Raw genomic sequence first — 14,740 nt, 5'->3', positions numbered from 1 at the left:
CTTTAGCATGTGAGCTTAGAAAAGAAGATCCTTTTAGAACAGCAGCCCATATTGCCCAGATCATCAGAACTCAAAATGGATGGTCACCTAATGAAAGAACTCCACAGCGTCATTTCAAAGCTTTAGGACTCACAAGATCCCAGCTGAGCGGTCAAAACATTGCATTTGGGAGATTTGAGGCAGACTATCCAAATGAGCTCTGGGTGGGAGATGCTTTACACGGCCCGGTAATTGCCGGAAAGAAGGCAATCTTGTTTTGTTTTTGTGACGATCACTCCCGATTGGTTACAGCTCACCGCTGGACATATTCTGAAGATACTCTTTCAGCTCAGGCAGCGCTACGACGTGGAATACTCTCAAGAGGTATACCGGGTACCGTGTATCTCGACAACGGGAGTCCATTTGTCTCGCGTCAACTGCTAAGAGCCCTGGCAGTTCTCGGGATTCGGCTAGTGCACTCGAAACCTGGGCGTCCAATGGGTCGTGGAAAAATTGAGCGTTTTTTCATCAACGGTAAGAGACCAGTTCCTAGTAGAAGTAGCCCACAGCGATATCTCTTCGCTGGAAGTTCTCGAAGAACGCTTCCAGGGGTGGGTGGAACAGGTCTATCACCGACGGATTCATTCTGAAACCGGCCAGACACCACCTGAACGGTTCTCCATTCTGCCAAAGATACCAGATCTTTCTCTTGTGCGGGAGGCATTTCTATTCATACTTATCAAGTTTCGTAAGCAAGAGCCATTTTGGAATCAGATTCGCGGAGTAGCGGATGTGGAGACGCAAACACACATGTATTGAGAAGTCGCTCTACCAAGGACATTTCAAAGTGCCTTCGGTTGAATCGGTATGCGAATTCCTCGAGGTAAAGTTGCTTATGTTCCTCACGTCCGTGGTATGTTCCGTCGATAAATTTCTTGCAGTTCCCTATCAGGATGTTGAGCCATTTGAATGTTACATGTGCTTGTTCGTCTTTGGATAGAGTGATCGAATGCGCTAGTCCAAGGTCTTTCAGCACATACCCCGTAACTTGGGTTACCATCATTTATCAGCTTGGTATCGGAATCTAAACGTCTCACAAAAACATCTTTGGGTGATTTAGCAGTGGTATCTTTGATTACTTCCATGAAGCAATGAGTAGGAGCACCATTGCTAATCGACACTCCAATTAGGACATTGGTTTGTTTTGTTCCCTTTCCTCTTCTGCCTTCGCCATGGCTCTCACCACCTAAAAAGAACTCATCTACCTGGACGTTTCCTCCAAGTTTATATAAACCATTTCGGTCAGCCATTGCTTTTCGTAGCTTATTTAGCATCAACCAGCCAGTCGAATAAGATACTTGAACGAATTTAGCAATGGTAGTAGCCGAAAGACCACGCTTGTCGTTGGACAATAGATAGATAGCGGAGAACCACTTGGATAAAGAGATATGGCTTCGATGGAAGATGGTTCCGGAGGTAACGCTAGTTTGACGGTGACAAGATTTACATTGAAAAAGTGGAGCTCGAGATGCTGCATTTCTTCGATGGTTTGGCCTGATTAAGGTAAACTGGTCAGAGTCACACTTTGGGCATCTAAATCCCTCATAGCATAAGCAATTTGATCAAATGATCTTCACATGCTTCCTCTGAAGCGAAGCGTACCATAAAGCCTGAGATATCCACCATGCCTCCTTTATCGAACATCTGTTCTACTAAAGATTAGCTCCAATCTGGTCTCGGTGGAGGCGAAACTTACGAAACTTGATAAGTATGTTTCTATTCTCTGAATCAAGAACTGTTACAAAAACTGCAACGGTTTCCCTCTATGGGAACGACTACGAAGTAGACCAGGCTCTGGTAGGTAGGAAAGTAGATCTGGTCTTTGATCCATTCGATCTCTCAGCTATCAATGTGCGGTATATGGACAGAGACTTTGGTAAGGCTGTTATTCATAAAATCTCCCGCCATTCGCATCCGATGACCATTGCCCACTCGCCAGAAACCATAAAACCAACCGGAATTGACTATCTATCCCTGGTGGATAAACAGCACAGGAAATACCTTGGATCTCCAATTGGCTACAGGGAGCTAAACGCAGAGGAAGAGAAATGAGCATAGATCAGATACGTTCACATTTTGGATTTACAAAGATGCCATTTACAAAAGAAATATCCCCGTCTGATCTCCACCCCAACCAGGGGCGCTTAGAAGCAGTTGCCCGGATTGGCTTTTTAGTTGATGAATCAGCTATTGGAGTGATAACCGGAGAAGTTGGATCTGGCAAAACAGTAGCAGTGAGAAAAGCAGTGTCACTGTTAGAGCCATCGAGACACAGTATTATCTATCTGGCTAATCCGGCACTTGGAACTAAAGGGATATATTCAGGGATCGTCTCTCATTTAGGCGAGAGTCCCTGTTTTTACAAAACACCGCTTATCTCCCAGACAATCTCGCTGCTTGCATCTGAATCGGAAAAGGGACGAAAGGTGGTAGTGGTATGTGACGAGGCTCATCTCTTGGAAGGTTCCCAGTTAGAAGAGCTGAGATTTCTTACCAATAGCGATATGGATTCATCCAGCTCTTTTGCTCTGGTTTTAGTTGGTCAGCCAAATCTAAAGGCACGGCTGCGACTTGGAACCTTTAGCGCACTTGAACCGAGAATATCGCTTCGCTATAGCGTTCCACCAATGAAATCGGAGGAAACCAAAAGCTATACGCTACATCACCTGAAGCTGGCAGGTCGAACGGATGCTCTATTTTCAGATGAAGCGTTGGGACTGATTCATCAGGTTTCCAGAGGTCTGCCGAGAGCGGTCAACAACCTTGCCCGTCAAGCACTGATAGCTACATTTGCAAATAAAAGCGCAATCGTAGATGAGAAATCGGCACGCCAGGCAATATCAGAAGTTGATTCAGAGTGAGAATGAGAAAGTTAGCGACAACCAGAGGACCGCCGTGACCACCATCAGTGTCACTGGCGACATAGCGATCACACAACATGATCAGTTACTATGTCGTCTGCATGATCAGCTTGGCTGGCGGGCAACAAAAGACCGCAACAGAGTACGTTTTACGACTGGCACTATGGGTTTTGAAGATGATCGCAGAACAATCGTACTGCCGATGATAGGTGCGCTACGCTCTATGGAGAACACGCGCAGAATACAGCGTCACCTAGCTAAGAACAATGCTCGTCTACTCAAGCGCACTCTATCACAGAGATGGGGTAGGTTGTTCGTCTCCTGCCAGCTCGCGATCAAGACAAGCGTAGTTACTCCACCGTCTGCAACTATGTCCAAGAAAGACCCCCGCGCCGGTGTCGATCTAGGACTAAGGTCACTTGCTACTATCGCAGACAGCAATGGTAGCATGACAGCTATTCCTAACCCCGCTCCGCTCAGAGCTACTATGAATGAGCGTCGTAGGGTTGGGCGCAATCTCATCCGACGGATACCCGGATCACACGGTCACAGGCAAGCGAAAGCCAAGCTTGTCAAGTTAGACCGTAAAGCCGTATACGTCCGTCGTGAAAGTATCCATCAGTTAACCTGTTACCTGGTGGATAACTACAGCGAAGTTAAGATTGAAGACCTTAACATCGCTGCCATGGGTCGAAGTATGGGAAGACGGGCATTGCGCCGTTCGGTATCTGATGCCGGACTCGGAGCCTTCAAACCAACGCTTACCTATAAGGCGATAAGTGCCGGAGTCAAGGTAGTCGTTGTAGATCGCTTCTTTCCCTCGTCGCAAATCCACCACAACTGCACAGGCAGACTCACGGGTGCAAAGCTCGCAAAGAGACTTATCTGTGATACTTGTCATGTTGAGGTGGATCGAGATGAGAATGCTTCATTGAATATCCGTGACTGGTCGGTTATCAGTTGTGGGCCAGTTGGGTCCAGCGCCCTGCCCGTTCCCAGGCCATTTCGTACAGGCGGCAGTTGCGATGATGGGTTGACTCATCATCGGCCGCGCTGTTCTTGTGATGCAAGCCGGTGTCCCCAGAGGCGCCATCGCCAACGAACTCCAGGGCCAGTCCACCTTTGATTTCTCCGTGCACCAAGCCTCGGGGATGCTTTCGGTGCAGGCTAAGCTTTCGGTGAAAGACGCCCTGATCATGCCTCGCGCACACGCGTTTGCTTTGGATATATCTCCATCCGAACTCGCGCATCGAATCATCGACCGTGGCACTCGGTTTGACTTTCAGTCTAGGGTCTGGCTAGAAACAGACCCGAAAAACAGGGAATACGAGGAATATGGGAACTAGTGTAGAGGCATCCGGTAGTTCATCCTCAAGGATCGCCGACAGTTCTTGGGGGAACCCAGCAAGACGAGGGAATTATGAGTAGAGAATCACTGATAGTCAGCACGCTGGTCGAGTTGGCCGACAATCTCGTTGACAGCTTCGACATCATCAACATCCTCACGACCCTGAGTGATCGCTGCGTCGAAGCCTCAGACCTCCGGTAGTTGAGCCGCAATCCCTGTTTTGAACAGGGTTTCTTTTATGTTAGGAATTGCATAAGTCGTTCAATAGTGCTATGATAAGGAGATGAGAAAACGCCGAGAACAAATCGAATTGCTTCCGGGTATGCCTGCGCCATTCAAGCTCACTAAGACGATGGTAAACGGCGAGATGGTGGTGAGCTGGGGGCCTCGGGCAGTTTTCGTCTACGATCCAGCGGACCTAGGAATGCGAAACTTGGCCATCGTGGCACTTACTTCGGCAGGAGCCTCGGGCTTAGAGGTGGCTGCTCTCTTTGAGTTGCGACCCGAATACATCTCGAGATTGCGCGGCAGAGCATCCAAGGGCGGTTCCGCCGCTTTGGTCCCACCTATGGGACGACCCCGGCTTCTCAGTGATGAGGCGATTGCTCAGGCCTATGCCATGGCGGATGCAAACCGTCCAGGGACCGAGATCGCCGCTGCAATTTCGGTCTCGACCGCCACTGTGAGCCGTCTTCTGGCACGGCGAGTTCGCCCTGAGTCCGAACAACTACGCCTCAGTGTCATTGATGGGGTTGAAAAGCCCGATCAAGCAAACATAGAAGTCGAATCCGCCATAGTAAAGCCCGATCTTGGAAACAGTAGCGACACCGACAATCTAGTAGTTACCCGCATCAGCGATGGGATCCGCCAAAGTGCCTATGCAGGGGCGATGCTTTTGCATGGCTTTTTTGATCGAGTGGGTGCCAGTGCTGTGTTCGGTGTGTTGCCATCAGGTAGGGCACGCCGCTACGACGTGAGCGCCACGTTGCTTGTTGCAACCTTTGGATTCGCACTTGGTGCATCGTCACTAGAGGGAACCAAGCACCTATTGGACACTGACGCCGGAGCACTGGTCGGCTTGGAACGCTTTCCTCATCTTCGAACCCTGCGCCCCCGGCTCGCTGGCCTTGCCGATGAGATTGATCCTCTTAGAGTACAAGTAGCTCTAGCCAAGGCAATGCTAGAGGCCGACGATAGCGCTCCGGAAGTGTTCTTTGTTGACGATCACTTCGTTGCCTATACCGGGTCTGCTCCACTGGCTAAAGGTTGGAATACCCGCCGACGACGCGGCGAGCCAGGTAGGAACGACACGTTAATCGTCGATGAGAATTGGCGGGCCATCTGTTTTTCATCTGGAGCACCGTCGTCGCTCTCCAAAACCATGTGGGGTCCTCTTGAACAGCTACGGGTCATCTGTGGGGACCGCCCGGTGATGGTCGGCTTTGACCGGGGTGGTGCCTACCCCAAGGTCTTTGCCGAGTTGAACAAGGCCGGCTTCGACTGGGTCACCTATCGCCGTGCCCCTCTTGAGGTACCTAGTGTTTTACCTAAACACTCATGGGTAACCATAGATGGATATCGACACTACATCCAAGTAGCATCAGAGACTCTTCATCTAGAAGATGTCGGAGCGCTCCGCCAGATCAGCATCTATGAGGATGGTCAGGTGGCATTGCAGATCCTCACCTCTGATTTGGTGAGCAGTGCTGCTCGCCTAGCACACACCCTGAGATCGCGGTGGCGCATCGAAAACAGCTTCAAGTACTTACAAGACCACCACGGCATTGGTTGGTTGTGTGACTATCGCATGGATCGCCGCCCTAATGTAGCCAAGGTAACCAATCCCATGCGCACTCAAGCCCATAACGCACTCAAGAGCGCTGAATTAGCTGTTGCAGAGCTTGAGAGATCTATTGGAAGAAACGCTACTACCCAAACTGCCGACATCAAAGAGAAAAACAACACTCTTGATAGTCTCTCGCGTCAACTCGAGGTGGCACGTGTGGTCTTCGAGGAAGCAAGAGTTGCACTCAAAGCTATCCCCGCCAAGATCCCCGCTACCGATATCGATCCCAATGCCACTAGAGCTTGGCCTGTCACCAATCGCCGGGCCTTACAGATGGTCTGTAGATTGCTCGCTTACAACGCAGAACTTGACTTGGCTCGAACGCTCAACAACTATCTCTGTGATCTAAATGAGTACCGGAGCATTACTCGTAACTTGCTTCATCAGCCCGGTGAGATCCGCTATAGCCCAAGAGCAATTACCGTTACCATTCGTCAGCCTGATGCTCCCCGCATCAATCGAGCCCTTAGTCTGCTCATAGAACAACTCAACGCTAACCCACCGCGCCTTAGCGGTGACAACCGACCAATTACTTATCAGATCGAGCCAAAATCTTGACATTGATGTAATTCGCTATTACCGGAGGTTTGAGGCTTGGTCGCTGGAGACAATCGGAAGCATTGAGGGTGAGAAATCTTCATGACGATAAAAAATAAAACCATAGATACTTCATTGACAATTTGCAAAAAAAAATCGCAATAATTAGGTATCACTAAGCAGCCATCGCCGCGCCATGGAGTTGTAAGGTTGGTTAGTCTAAGCCCTCATAAGATCAGCCTCTCTAAATTGTCTCTCCCTACCCACGATTTAGTCAAATTGATTCTTCGTCACTGCGATGTTCAGGTGCACATATGTAAGCCATCAAACCATTGGTGATCAATCGAACCAACCAATTAGGACAGCCGATTTCAGCTGAGCCGATTTCAGCTGAGCCGATTTCAGCTGATCCTATCCCTCAGTAGGTGATTTCGGTTGCGATATCAATAGCGATGGTTATTCTCATTTGCCATTGCACAGCAGGTCAGCCAGTTCTTTCTCCAAAGAACCGCTCAAATCAGATAGACCAAGAGATCTAGCAGATTCCCTGAGGCTTGTCCTTTTGCTTTTGCATCGCTATTTCTTCATGATTACCGCTAGTAACCTTGGTGGCCTTGGCACCTTTAGGAACCAAACTACGGTGGCGGTGATTAACTCGGGTTGCCGGTTTATGCCCCCTAATGAGGTGATCTATAACAGATTTAAGATCATCAATCAGATTTGATGCTAGATCCATCCCCAACCCCTCGCGCACAACGATACGCAAAACAGCGATCTCAGACGCATTAGGTGCAAGCGTATATGCAGGAACTATCCATCCTCGTTCGCGAAGTGAAGATGAAATGTCAAAGACACTATAACGAGAGGTATCGACCAAAGAGATACATACCACAGGTAGTGTCTCCTCCGCAGATAAGACTTTGAAGAGTCCAATCTCCTCTATTCTTTGAGTTATCCATCGAGCAGTTGAGTCCAAAGCAACCATGACCTGTGTGTATCCTCGACGCCCGAGTCGAAGGAAGTTGTAATACTGGGCAATAATCTGAGACGATCCTCGTGAAAAATTCAAATTGAAGGTGGGGTGATCGCCCCCAAGATAGTTGACATGAAAGATTAGGTCATCGGGTAGATACTGCCGGTCGCGCCAGACTACCCAACCGACACCTGGATAGACGAGACCATATTTATGGCCCGAGGTATTGATTGAATGGACCCTTGGGAGCCGAAAGTCCCACTTCAAGTTGGGAGTTAAAAAAGGAGCCACGAACCCTCCAGATGCAGCATCAACGTGAATCGGTACATCAATTCCGTTTGTGGCTTGTAGGTCATCGAGCGCATTAGCGAGCTCTTCGATAGGTTCGTACTCACCGGTATAGGTTGACCCCAAAATGCCAACGACTCCAATTGTATCTTCATCGACTAAGTCAATAGCCTCCTTCACCCCTATGACGTATCGATCCGATGCCATTGGAACATATCGCGGAGTCACATCAAAATAACGTGCGAACTTCTCCCAGCAAACTTGGACGTTTGCCCCCATCACGATATTTGGCACTCGATGGCTAGTCACGCCCGCACCTTCTCCAAGGCTATTTCGCCATCTCCATTTAAGGGCAAGGCCAGCTAGGTGGATCGCTTCAGAAGATCCAACGGTAGCAGTGCCCAGAGCTTGGCCGCTATTTGGTGCATTGAAGAGATCCGCGATCATATTCACGCATCGATCAGCAATCGCAATAGTTTGAGGGTACTCATCCGCATCGACAAAGTTTTTGCCCAAGCTCTGAGCCATCAGTTCTTCGGCCTCTGGCTCCATCCAAGTAGTCACAAAGGTAGCTAAATTCAACGATTGATTGCCATCCAAATTCAACTCATCTTTGATCAATTGGGCAATCAAACGTGGAGAACTCGAAGAATCTGGCATCCTAAAGCGAGGAATTGGCTCACCCACCTCCCGAGATCCATAGATTGGGGCCAAGTATTGGTTAGCATCCGAGCCACCATCATCTTCAGAGGGATCGATCTTATTTGTCAGCATTAGCTCAGTGCTCCTTAGTCCATCCAATTAGTGCAGCCGACTTAGTCTTTGTTGTCTTCAACTTAAAAATCAAAGCAGTTCACTCAAGAAGGCCGCTTTAAAAAGCCCGCTTCCGATACGTTCTTGGCTCAAACTTAGCACGATTAATCAAAGCGAGTTTGACTCATGGTCGACATTATGGTTCTGAATCGATTAGGTGGCACTGCCACTAGAGGCGAGAACCGACGCCAAAATTGCTAATACCACTTCAAAAATACAGCGTATCAAGAGATCGAATTAGCTCCTTGGGTTATCGCCGCCACGAAGATTGCTATTAACCACCGACAAATCATCAATCAACCTAGGGAACACCCATTGTTGTGGTTGCGCGGGGGTTGTGGTCACCCGGGGGGGGGTTGACAAGGGAAAACCCAATAAAAACAAAAATCTCAAACAAAGCGTTTCAGATGCCTCTTTAAAGGCAAACTCTGCAATGTCAAGCCTGGAATGTCAAGCCTCGCAACAACCTGGCTATCAAGGTGACGAGGTTTCGAAATAACCTCAGCTGGAAACGAGATTGACAGGCCAAAAGGCGAAGGCGCCGGAATCGTCGAAATCCAGAAATTGAATCGCTGGGAGTAGATCCCGAAAAGGGGCTCGTCCCAATGACCCTATCTAAGATTCGCCTTAGCGGGCTGCCGATTAAAGTAACGCACGCCCTCGATTACTGGAGCGATGAAGACGGCTAAGCGGTACCGTCCATCTTGGTTTCGATCACACCTGCATTCGATGTCTTCGTTATCAATTCTTTAAAGTAGAAAGCACATTTCGATCTGATTTTTGCTCGCTGTCTCAGGTCGAGACCAGCCGATAAAGCCACCAGTCTGGCCAATCGTAGCGGTTTTGCCAACTAGTTTTCTAAGGAGCATTCAAATGGGGACGGAAGAAGGCCCTAAGCTAAGTCAAGGCAAGTACGCTTTCCATCGGCCGCATCGACATTGCTACAGTGACAGGGAAATACCTATTGCGGCCAAGCAGATCCTCCCGCACCTCGGATCTGCGCCTCGTAAGTCATAACGCTCCCGACTGAGTTACTAGAATTTATTAAGCTACATTGTGCTTCCACCTGCAGTTGTCCTTTTCTAACTCTATGATTGTTTAAAATCCTGCTAAAGAGATCCTGGGCATCGATCTGTTAGTCGGGAAATTGAGCTGGGCAACGGGTGTCCAAAGATCGACATCTACCTCAGGTGCCTCAATGCTTACAATTATCGAGTATCTATCGCCATTATCGCTCCGATCAAAAGCTGGGCGATTCGCTCACCATCTAGCAACCAGATAAATTGCGACCGCCTCTTTGCTGGCAAGGTTTGATACGGATCCATCCCAGATATCGGTGTGGAAGGGCCCACGGATTGCTGCCGGTTCGCTCCGAAGAACCAGTTCTCGGATTGACTAATGGTTGTAGGTCGGGTCTCTTCTTTGGTGCGCACCTCTTTATTGATACGTTTTCGCAAGTCGTCGATGCTCTCGATCGGGCGCTTTAGGGCAAATGAAAGCCCATCTGAGGGATATATTTATCTGTCTGCCCGACTACTGGCGGACAGGTTTGGTTCGATGAAATATGAAAGCGTGACGCGCGCCAACCTGTGTTATCCCAAGCATTTCGAGATCAATAGGGGTGGGATTCTGTGAGTAATGTTTCAGCTCGTAAAGTGCGACGGATATCCTTCATTAACAAAACTAGATGAAGGTCATCCGTTGGACTCTTTTCGAATTCGGGGATGAGGCGGAGATAAAAGTCACGGGCCTCGTCGGATTGCGCATGAATCAGAAGCCCGCGGCAGCCGATCTTGTCAGACAGGTCGAGGAGTCGCAGAACTACGTCTCGCACAAGAGCGGATCCAAGCCTAGCTTCTCGTGTCTAAGGTCAACTCCAAGACGCGCTAGAAGGGCAATTGGCTCAGGATAATGTCTTCATCCTGCTGAACTCTTGTGGGTGCAACGTCAAAACGAATCTGTGCCATGCACCACGCATAGTAGGCTACAACCGAGTTACTGGAGCGCTGTGGGACCACAAAGACTCGCGTTGAGCCGCTAGAGGTAGCTTGAAGGGCGTGCCGATATAGCCAGTCAGTTTATTCCGATGAACGACAATGGTACTGGCTTAGATCATGACCGAGGAAGAGGAGGTCTGGTGGTGCATACCTCGGGCTCACTCGACGAAGGAAGATGGGCGCCGTGGGACCTGGCAAAGACCTAGAAGATCCCTTGTGGGTCTAGCATTGATTCTGTTCCACTCTTCAAGTACTTCTCCGTCAAGGACGAAACTGTCCCGATCAGCTAGTACGCGTTGGGCAGCCTCACATGCCTGTGAAATAACAAAATTTACAAGATCGCTCGAGCATTCTTGAACCGCACGGTCGATTAGTTGCCTCTCATCTGGAGTAGTCCGAAGGTCCATCCTCATGCTAGGACGTCGAGATGTTGTGGACACTCTAAATCTCCTCTCTGTGCGTCCTTTGTGCTACCATTCGCTAAGCGCAAAGGCGATTACAGCTTGAAAAGTGGCATTTTACGAAGCTCCTGAACTCACCACACTGGGAAGAAAATATGGTGGATGGATTAAATCACTGATGCCATCAACCACGAATCCCATCAACCCCACGTCATTGACGAATACTTATACCCACTTTTCACCCAACAGTTGCGTCCTAGAACGTCCCGTCCAGTCCGAGTCTGTCTCGCAGCTCTTTCCATAACCCTCCAATGAACTACGAAAATGGGACAGCTTCGGCCGCTATGACTAAGGCCTCGGATAACTTCGTGCTGGCTCGTGCTCCCATGATCGAGGTACATGAAATTCGGGTCGGGATCATCAATTACGAGGCCGAATGCAAGTACATCAATGGTTGCAGACCACTAGGTAGGGTTGCCCGCTTCGAAGGCCGCTCGGTCAGTATCTAGATCGTCGGGGAGTTGCGGCCAACTTCCGGCAACAGCCATCAAATAGAGACATGCATGCCCTGCCGCTTCGATCTCAATATGGTCCACTGCTCGAACCGTGATCGCCCATAGAGATCCTTTTCGCTGTCACCTACATCTGAGAGCAACTTTACAGACTATAAACCATGGTAAAGAGCCACCGTTTGATTAGTCATGAGTACCTCGTGTAAATTCCCCTATAGACAAGCACACACCACTTTGTTTGTTATCAAACACAACCGGGCGCTTGATTATTGTCTTTTTGTAGATGCCAACTCACTTGACGCCTAGGGAGCACGAGATGCCACTACGAGACGAGCCATTCCTGTGACCTCGAAGCTCGAGCACTTATGCTTGCGTTAGCGCAAATCTCTCTTGCTTGGCGGATTCTCATGCGTGGTAAGTCTGTCGTTCTTCAACAAGGAAGGCTAGATCTTTCTCTAGCTCAACCACTTGGCGCATCAACCTGGTTAGCTCAGCTGGTTCCAGAGCACTCAGAGGTTTTTCGCTTGTGGATTTACTAGCTTGGATGCGGAGACGTTTCTCGCGGGCCCATCTTCTTATAAATTTTCTCCAAGGATGAGCTCTACAGCAACCTCTATTACGCGGTTACCACAATCAATTACCCTATGGGCCGCTTTTGAACTCCAAGGTGAAGTTCCCCTTATTGATTGCCAACTTGACGCCTAACATTGCAACATCGTATGGGCAATTGGTAGGTGTCAAGTTGAATCCGCCCAGATATCAGAGAAGAACTCTATTCCATAACAACGCTAGTCATTACTCCAGGTGCGATTGCCTCCTGCTTAGGTCGCCGAACGGAAAACAATGCAATAATACCGGCCAAAACAGCCATTACTGCCCCAGCCTTAAAGCCTGATATCCAACCTGAAACCTCGATCAGGATCTTGGCATTATGGCCAGTAAAATGGGAGGCAACAAGCTGAGCAGCTTTGTTCGTAGCACTAGCCGCTGACACAGTCGCTAAGACTGAAATTCCGAGGCTTCCTCCAACTTGCTGAGCGACACTCACCATAACCGAACTAAGTCCAGCCTCTTTAGGAGTAACTCCTGTCATAGATGTAGGAAATACCGCTGAAAATGTAGCACCAAGGCCTGTGGCATTCAACAACAAGATAGGAAGAACATGTGTTGTATAAGATGCTCCGGGACCAAGGCGGGAGAACAGGAACAATGCCAATCCAACTGCCATGGGACCATAGACCAAAAGCGGGAGCGGCCCGATCTTACGCATCGCTCTAGCTCCATTCTTGGCAATCAACATAACTGTAGCGGTCATAGGAAGGAAGGCAAAACCTGCCTTTAGAGGCGAGTAGCCAAGTACATCCTGGAGGAATTGGGTAAGAAAGAACCAGAGTGAAAATAGCGCTGCAGCCACTAGAAACATGACAGCGTAAGCACCGCTTCGGTTACGGTTTGAAAAGATCGAAAGATTCAAGAGCGGCTGCTTGGCTGATCGCTCGCGAAGGTAAAAAGAGATGAGTCCAACGACTCCGATACCAAAAGCCCCAATACTAATTGGCGAGGTCCAACCTGAGGCTGCCGAATGGATAAAACCATAGACGATTCCTGAAACACCCAGGATAGATGCGATTGCTCCTATAAAGTCGGCTGGAACGTGTTGCTTTTCAGACTCGCGCAAAACCCGAGGCGCTAAAATAGCCAAGGTTATAGCTATAGGGGTATTGACAAAGAAGACCCACCTCCAGCTGAGATATTGCGTTAGCAATGCTCCAGCTATCAATCCAATTGAGGCCCCTGCCGCAGAGACAGCGGCAAAGATCGCTAGCGCCTCTGTTCGTTCCTTGAGATCCTCAAAGTTCGAAGCAATTAGAGCAAGCGCAGTCGGAGAGGCAATAGCCCCGCCAATTCCTTGAAGAGCTCGAGCCGCAATCAAAAGCGCACCACTAGTTGCAAAGCCACCAGCAAAACTAGCGCCAGCAAAGAGTAAGACCCCGATCATGAACATCTTGCGTCTTCCAAAGATATCGCCAGATCTACCACCCAATAGAAGCAGTCCGCCAAAGACAAGCGTATAGGCGTCTACTACCCAGGTAAGAGAGGTGGGCGAAAAGGAAAACGCTTTGCCGATAGAGGGCAGTGCAACATTTACGATGGTTATGTCGAGAACAATCATCAACTGAGCACTAGCGATAAGTGCAATGGCCAACGGTCCTGGCGCTTTATGTGGCCCTCTAATCTTCTCCGGCATTATGTTTACTCCAAATCACAAATCACAAAAAACTTCTAACTGATATACTATAAGGAACGCAAGCGTTTCTTATTCCCAAACGAGATAAAAATATGAATACCCAAAACTCCGTTACCAAGACCCGGCGCCGGGGCTGTGAACTAGAGGAAGCTATCTTTGGGGCAGCCAGAGAAGAACTCTGTTCAAAGGGGCTCTTAGCCTTCTCAATTGAGCGTGTTGCTGAACTGTCCTGCACTTCAAAAGCCTCTATCTACCGGCGTTGGCCCAATAAGACCGAACTTGTAATCGCTGCAGTTGAACCTCTTCTTCCTCGAATTAAAGTTCCTGATCAATCCAGTGATCTCACCAACGACCTAATATCAGCCGCGAGGAGCGTAGTTGAAGGATTCAATGCTCCTAGTGGAAAGATCGCTCTAGCGCTCATCTTGGAATCACGTAGAAAAGATGAACTAAGGGAGCTGGTTGACAAGAGAATCGCGGAACCGAGGCGGATGATCTTTCGAAATATTATGGAACAACACCAAAGTCAACTCGCCCTCGACAAGCAAGAGCTAAACCGAGTGGGCGATCTAATACCGTCCCTTATAATCCATGCGGCGCTTGCCAATGGCCTTCCTATCAACGAAGATCTTCCAGAGGAGATCGTCATAAATTTGGTAACACCGCTGATTCATGGAATCCAATCGCTAAAGGCGAAAGAACCCAATTAAAGGCCTACGGGGCGGATCCAACCCGGTATCGAAAATTAATCAATTCTATAACAACCCGACTTCGTCAACCATATTGCTAGCCATATTGCCAACCTTGTCGTTAGGGTATAAAAACTCCCTCGAGCATCCATTATCTGGGCATTAAAACCGAAAGCAAGTTGATAAAG

General features: G+C 48.9%; 13 protein-coding genes and 1 pseudogene. 8 read left to right on the top strand and 6 right to left on the bottom strand.

The features are described from left to right. Positions 1–629, top strand: a 629-nt coding sequence (locus AXFE_RS01510; RefSeq protein WP_152625791.1) for a DDE-type integrase/transposase/recombinase, incomplete at its 5' end; no start/stop codon positions are given. 89 nt (positions 630–718) lie between these two features. On the opposite strand, the pseudogene AXFE_RS18930 reads toward AXFE_RS01510, so the two are convergent. After that, positions 719–1,662: pseudogene (locus AXFE_RS18930) on the bottom strand (IS1595-like element ISAxf1 family transposase). A gap of 87 nt (positions 1,663–1,749) precedes the next feature. On the opposite strand from AXFE_RS18930, the gene AXFE_RS01500 reads away from it, so the two are divergent. The 5 genes from AXFE_RS01500 to AXFE_RS01485 all read left to right on the top strand — a co-directional run bounded on the left by AXFE_RS01500 (position 1,750) and on the right by AXFE_RS01485 (position 6,652). After that, entirely contained in the window at positions 1,750–2,091 is a 342-nt protein-coding gene (locus AXFE_RS01500) for a Mu transposase C-terminal domain-containing protein (protein ID WP_052604133.1), read from the top strand. Next, the gene (locus tag AXFE_RS01495) at positions 2,088–2,900 is read left to right on the top strand and encodes an ExeA family protein (RefSeq protein ID WP_052604132.1); all 813 of its coding nucleotides are present in this window, start codon (positions 2,088–2,090) and stop codon (positions 2,898–2,900) included. Before AXFE_RS01500 ends, AXFE_RS01495 begins: the two co-directional genes overlap by 4 nt. Positions 2,901–2,934: 34 nt before the next feature. Next, positions 2,935–4,026 carry an RNA-guided endonuclease TnpB family protein gene (locus AXFE_RS18150; RefSeq protein ID WP_160291685.1) on the top strand — a complete coding sequence of 364 codons (1,092 nt, stop codon included), beginning with the start codon at positions 2,935–2,937 and terminating at the stop codon, positions 4,024–4,026. Positions 4,027–4,320: 294 nt separating this feature from the next. Continuing rightward, positions 4,321–4,449 carry a hypothetical protein gene (locus tag AXFE_RS20985; protein WP_268749136.1) on the top strand — a complete coding sequence of 43 codons (129 nt, stop codon included), beginning with the start codon at positions 4,321–4,323 and terminating at the stop codon, positions 4,447–4,449. A gap of 82 nt (positions 4,450–4,531) precedes the next feature. Next, entirely contained in the window at positions 4,532–6,652 is a 2,121-nt protein-coding gene (locus AXFE_RS01485; RefSeq protein ID WP_052604130.1) for a putative transposase, read from the top strand. 514 nt (positions 6,653–7,166) lie between these two features. Here the strand turns inward: AXFE_RS01485 and AXFE_RS01480 are convergent. Further along, complete coding sequence (locus AXFE_RS01480; protein ID WP_082058381.1) at positions 7,167–8,666, bottom strand: glutamate decarboxylase; 1,500 nt, start codon at positions 8,664–8,666, stop codon at positions 7,167–7,169. 1,247 nt (positions 8,667–9,913) lie between these two features. Beyond that, a complete protein-coding gene (locus AXFE_RS01475; RefSeq protein WP_152625790.1) occupies positions 9,914–10,138 on the bottom strand; it encodes a hypothetical protein in 225 nt (74 codons plus the stop codon). 254 nt (positions 10,139–10,392) lie between these two features. On the opposite strand from AXFE_RS01475, the gene AXFE_RS19805 reads away from it, so the two are divergent. Next, positions 10,393–10,617, top strand: a complete 225-nt coding sequence (locus AXFE_RS19805) for a hypothetical protein (protein ID WP_052604128.1) — start codon at positions 10,393–10,395, stop codon at positions 10,615–10,617. A 243-nt stretch (positions 10,618–10,860) separates the two neighbouring features. On the opposite strand, the gene AXFE_RS01465 is transcribed toward AXFE_RS19805, so the two are convergent. From AXFE_RS01465 to AXFE_RS01460, 3 genes are all read right to left on the bottom strand, one after another. After that, a complete protein-coding gene (locus tag AXFE_RS01465) occupies positions 10,861–11,142 on the bottom strand; it encodes a type II toxin-antitoxin system TacA family antitoxin (RefSeq protein ID WP_200891152.1) in 282 nt (93 codons plus the stop codon). Between the two features lie 425 nt (positions 11,143–11,567). Then, positions 11,568–11,699: a hypothetical protein gene (locus AXFE_RS20980; RefSeq protein WP_268749135.1), complete on the bottom strand. Its 132-nt coding sequence runs from the start codon at positions 11,697–11,699 to the stop codon at positions 11,568–11,570. A gap of 688 nt (positions 11,700–12,387) precedes the next feature. Beyond that, positions 12,388–13,863: an MFS transporter gene (locus tag AXFE_RS01460; RefSeq protein ID WP_082058380.1), complete on the bottom strand. Its 1,476-nt coding sequence runs from the start codon at positions 13,861–13,863 to the stop codon at positions 12,388–12,390. 92 nt (positions 13,864–13,955) lie between these two features. On the opposite strand from AXFE_RS01460, the gene AXFE_RS01455 reads away from it, so the two are divergent. Next, positions 13,956–14,573, top strand: coding sequence for a TetR/AcrR family transcriptional regulator (locus AXFE_RS01455; protein WP_052604126.1), 618 nt, complete (start codon positions 13,956–13,958; stop codon positions 14,571–14,573). Positions 14,574–14,740 lie beyond the last annotated feature (167 nt).

This window comes from Acidithrix ferrooxidans (assembly GCF_000949295.1).
Taxonomy (GTDB): domain Bacteria; phylum Actinomycetota; class Acidimicrobiia; order Acidimicrobiales; family Acidimicrobiaceae; genus Acidithrix; species Acidithrix ferrooxidans.
This window is presented reverse-complemented; position numbering and strand designations above follow the sequence as displayed.